The organism is Microvirga sp. HBU67558 (genome assembly GCF_018069605.1).
In the GTDB taxonomy this organism is placed as follows: domain Bacteria; phylum Pseudomonadota; class Alphaproteobacteria; order Rhizobiales; family Beijerinckiaceae; genus Microvirga; species Microvirga terrae.
In genome coordinates this window covers 1-3,054 of record NZ_JAGPUP010000363.1, presented here as the reverse complement: position 1 = coordinate 3,054, position 3,054 = coordinate 1, and the positions used below count along the sequence as shown (strand labels likewise).

The following is a 3,054-nucleotide window of genomic DNA, read 5'->3' as shown; positions in this document are numbered from 1 at the left end:
GCGGAATTGGTAGACGCACTACCTTGAGGTGGTAGCGGGGAGACCCGTGGAGGTTCGAGTCCTCTCGGCCGCACCATTGCTCCCGTTCGTGGCGAGCGCCTCGTGCGGAGCAGGCCGCCGGATGGGGCCGCCGCCGGACATGATCCCGTCCGTGAGGGGATCGAAGCTGGTCAGGCGACTGGAATCGAGCCGGGTCCCGTTCCGGCTGCCGACGATCGTCCCGATGGGGTCGAAGCCGGTGATCTCGATCCTCGTATTGGCCGGTCCTTCGGCCTCGACGAGAGCGAACAGGATGCGCGCATTGGTCGGCGACAGCCGGATGCAGCCGTGGGACGCCGGCGAACCCAGAAGGCCGGTGGCCCGGCTGCCATGAATGGCGTGACCGGACTCCGTGAAGAAGATCGAGTGCGGCATGGGCGCGTCGTCCCATTCCCGCGAGTAGTGTTCCCTCGCCAGGCGCGAGGGCGTGAAGGCCCCGGTGGGCGTGGAATAGTCGATCGTGCCCGTCGAGACGGGCCACGCGTAGCGTTCGACGCCGTCCACCGAAACGGTCATGCGCTGGGTCGTCTTGTTCACCGCGATGGAGACCTCCGCGCTCGCGGCGGGAGCCGCGATGCCGATCGCTCCCAGGAGCAGGCAAGCGGACGTGATCCATCCTCGCATCGGTCGGTCTCCTCGAGTCGGCCCAGTCGGCCGCGAAGGCCGCTCCTGGAATGACGGCCACGAAAGGCTAAGGTTCCCGCTCCGGCAAATTATGTCCGCGTGGGGCGGGTCGAGTTCCGGACCCCGGCGACCACGCTGCGCCGCGCCTCGTGCCGCCCCGTCCCGAACGGTCCGTTCCCGGGCGCTTTCCGCCGGGCACCTGCGGGCGTAGAATCGCTTCGTGCTGTTGCGTCGAGTGGCCCATGGAAACGAAGGGAGACTCGTCATGCTGTACGTGATCATGGGGAAGGCGAAGGCCGCGGGCACCATGAAGGAGAGGGTGGCGCGCCGGGTCGCCTGGCAGTACCCGCCGGGCATCCGCGTGAAGGCGGAATACTGGCTGATGTCCGGCGAGCCGGCCCTCGTGGCCATCGCCGAGGCGGACGATCCCGCGCCGATCATGATGGGCATCGCCGCATGGGACGACTTCCTCGACCTGACCGTCGTCCCGGCCCTGACGGCCGAGCAGGGGCTGGAGCTGGCGCGACGGATGCAGCCCGGCGGGTGAGATCCGCCGGCACGGGCCGCGAGGGCGGACCGGTCCCGCTCACCTGTCCCGTCGGCCGAGCAGATCGCGCAGGAACGGGATGTGCTGCGCGGCGGGCAGGGGCTCGCTGTTCGGCCCTCTCGTCCTGATCGACTCGACGGTGAGCGCTTCCGGATGCCGGGTGGGCGCGGCCGCGAGATCGATCAGCAGCCGCTCCTCGCCCGACCCGCACGCGACCACGACGCCGCGCTCATAGGCCTCGGCCCGGCAGGCGCGGCCGACCCGCGCCAGCCCCGCCATGACGGCGCGCAGCCGCCCGAAGGACCGCCATTCGTAAGGCTCCGTCACCTCGACCACCAGGTCGAGCGCCCAGAACGGGTGCCGGCCGGGCGAGAGGCTCTGGGCATGGACGTGCGATGCCGGGGCCACGAGGGCGAGGAGGAGGGCGAGGAGGAGGGCGAGACGCGGGATCATGGGCGAGGCGGGCCCTCCGGCGCGACGGCGGTGGAGCGGGATGCGCGAGGCATTGACCCTATACCATGTCGGCGTGTTATCTCGGAACCGGAGCCGGGCGCACCCGGTTCCGGGGCGTGAGAACCCCGACCTGTAGCGGCCGGTATCGGCCGTGAACGATGCCTTCCCAACCTTACGGTCGGGGAGGCGATGGCGCATGTCCAGGGCGAAAGCCTAAAGGTCATCGCGGTCGTCTACAGGCGGCTTCTCAACTCCCCGGCCACCAGGGCTCCTGGTGGTCGCTTCACCGGAGGGGAGTTTAGCGCGATGGACCAGCCCTACAGTCTCTGGGCCGATTGGCTCTCGAAGTTTCAAAGCTCCTCCGAGCCGATCCAGGCCCTCTGGCTCGTCGCCGTGCCGGCGACCTTGCTCGGCCTCGCCTGGCTGGTGACGCGGGGCGTGGGCGATCTCGTCGGTCCCGCCCGTCGCGAGCGGCACTGGCGCGGCCATGGCGAGTGGCGCGGCCACGGCGAGTGGCGCGGCCACCTGATCTACGGCGTCTACCAGGACGACCAGGGCCGCTGGATGGTCTATTGGCACGGCCGCGCGCCCGAGCCGGTCGACTGGGAGAACCCGCCGCCGGAACTCGTCGGACGCGGCACGGTGGTGCAGGGCGTGTTCCGCAGGCCGGAGGGGTGAGGGGGCCATGACATCCTCGACGTCATCGCCGGGCTCGTCCCGGTGATCCCGATCAGGGGAGGCGGAGTGCCTGTGCAGATTGGAATGGCGGGTCCTGGCCCCCTCGACGTCATCACCGGCCTTGTGCCGGTGATCTCGATTGTCTGAAGCGCCGCGCTTTTCCGATCGGGATGGCCGGCACAAGGCCGGCCATGACGGGCGAGGGCGTCCGGACGGGAGGGCGTGCCGGCCCGCGCCGGCAGGCTCCTCACCGCCGCCGCTCCTGCGCCTGGATCGTCCTAAACCGGTCGTGCCAAAACTCCCGGTATTCCTGCATCTGCTCGCTCACGCCCTTCACGAAGTCCCGGCGAGATTCCAGATAGCAGGGCGGCCCGTAGCCGCCCTGGCACTCGACCCTGCGCCGGCAGCGGGTCCTGCGGCAGGTGTGCGGGATCTGCAGCACGTCGGCGAGGCGGCGCAGGGTATCGTCGCAATCGGGCAGCTCGGACAGGCCGGGATGAAAGCGCTTCATGGAATGATCTTTCGGCAATCGTGGATGGAACATGAAAGGGGACAGGGCATGGGCCCTCGTCCCCGGGCTCTGAGAGCCCGGAGCGTGAAGGGGATCGAGGGTGGCGCGAGTGGCAGCCCGGCTCGATGATGGTGGAAGATGGAAGAGCCGGACGGCACCTCGCGCACGGTACTTTTAGGCGTTTAGACTTGGCAGCCCGAAG

At 69.5% G+C, this 3,054-nt stretch carries 5 protein-coding genes; 2 read left to right on the top strand and 3 right to left on the bottom strand.

Annotation, left to right across the window (positions count from 1 at the left end; translation table 11 throughout):
* Window positions 1-18: 18 nt before the first annotated feature.
* Window positions 19-663: a L,D-transpeptidase gene (locus KBI52_RS01925; protein WP_210804961.1), complete on the bottom strand. Its 645-nt coding sequence runs from the start codon at window positions 661-663 to the stop codon at window positions 19-21.
* Between the two features lie 265 nt (window positions 664-928).
* Between KBI52_RS01925 and KBI52_RS01920 the strand changes: the two genes are divergently transcribed.
* A complete protein-coding gene (locus KBI52_RS01920) occupies window positions 929-1,210 on the top strand; it encodes a DUF3303 domain-containing protein (RefSeq protein WP_173946839.1) in 282 nt (93 codons plus the stop codon).
* A gap of 39 nt (window positions 1,211-1,249) precedes the next feature.
* Here the strand turns inward: KBI52_RS01920 and KBI52_RS01915 are convergent, their stop codons facing one another.
* Window positions 1,250-1,663 carry a hypothetical protein gene (locus KBI52_RS01915; RefSeq protein WP_210804959.1) on the bottom strand — a complete coding sequence of 138 codons (414 nt, stop codon included), beginning with the start codon at window positions 1,661-1,663 and terminating at the stop codon, window positions 1,250-1,252.
* A gap of 189 nt (window positions 1,664-1,852) precedes the next feature.
* Between KBI52_RS01915 and KBI52_RS01910 the strand changes: the two genes are divergently transcribed.
* Window positions 1,853-2,341 carry a hypothetical protein gene (locus tag KBI52_RS01910; RefSeq protein ID WP_247654116.1) on the top strand — a complete coding sequence of 163 codons (489 nt, stop codon included), beginning with the start codon at window positions 1,853-1,855 and terminating at the stop codon, window positions 2,339-2,341.
* 247 nt (window positions 2,342-2,588) lie between these two features.
* Here the strand turns inward: KBI52_RS01910 and KBI52_RS01905 are convergent, their stop codons facing one another.
* Window positions 2,589-2,852: a hypothetical protein gene (locus tag KBI52_RS01905; protein WP_210804957.1), complete on the bottom strand. Its 264-nt coding sequence runs from the start codon at window positions 2,850-2,852 to the stop codon at window positions 2,589-2,591.
* Between the last annotated feature and the right edge of the window lie 202 nt (window positions 2,853-3,054).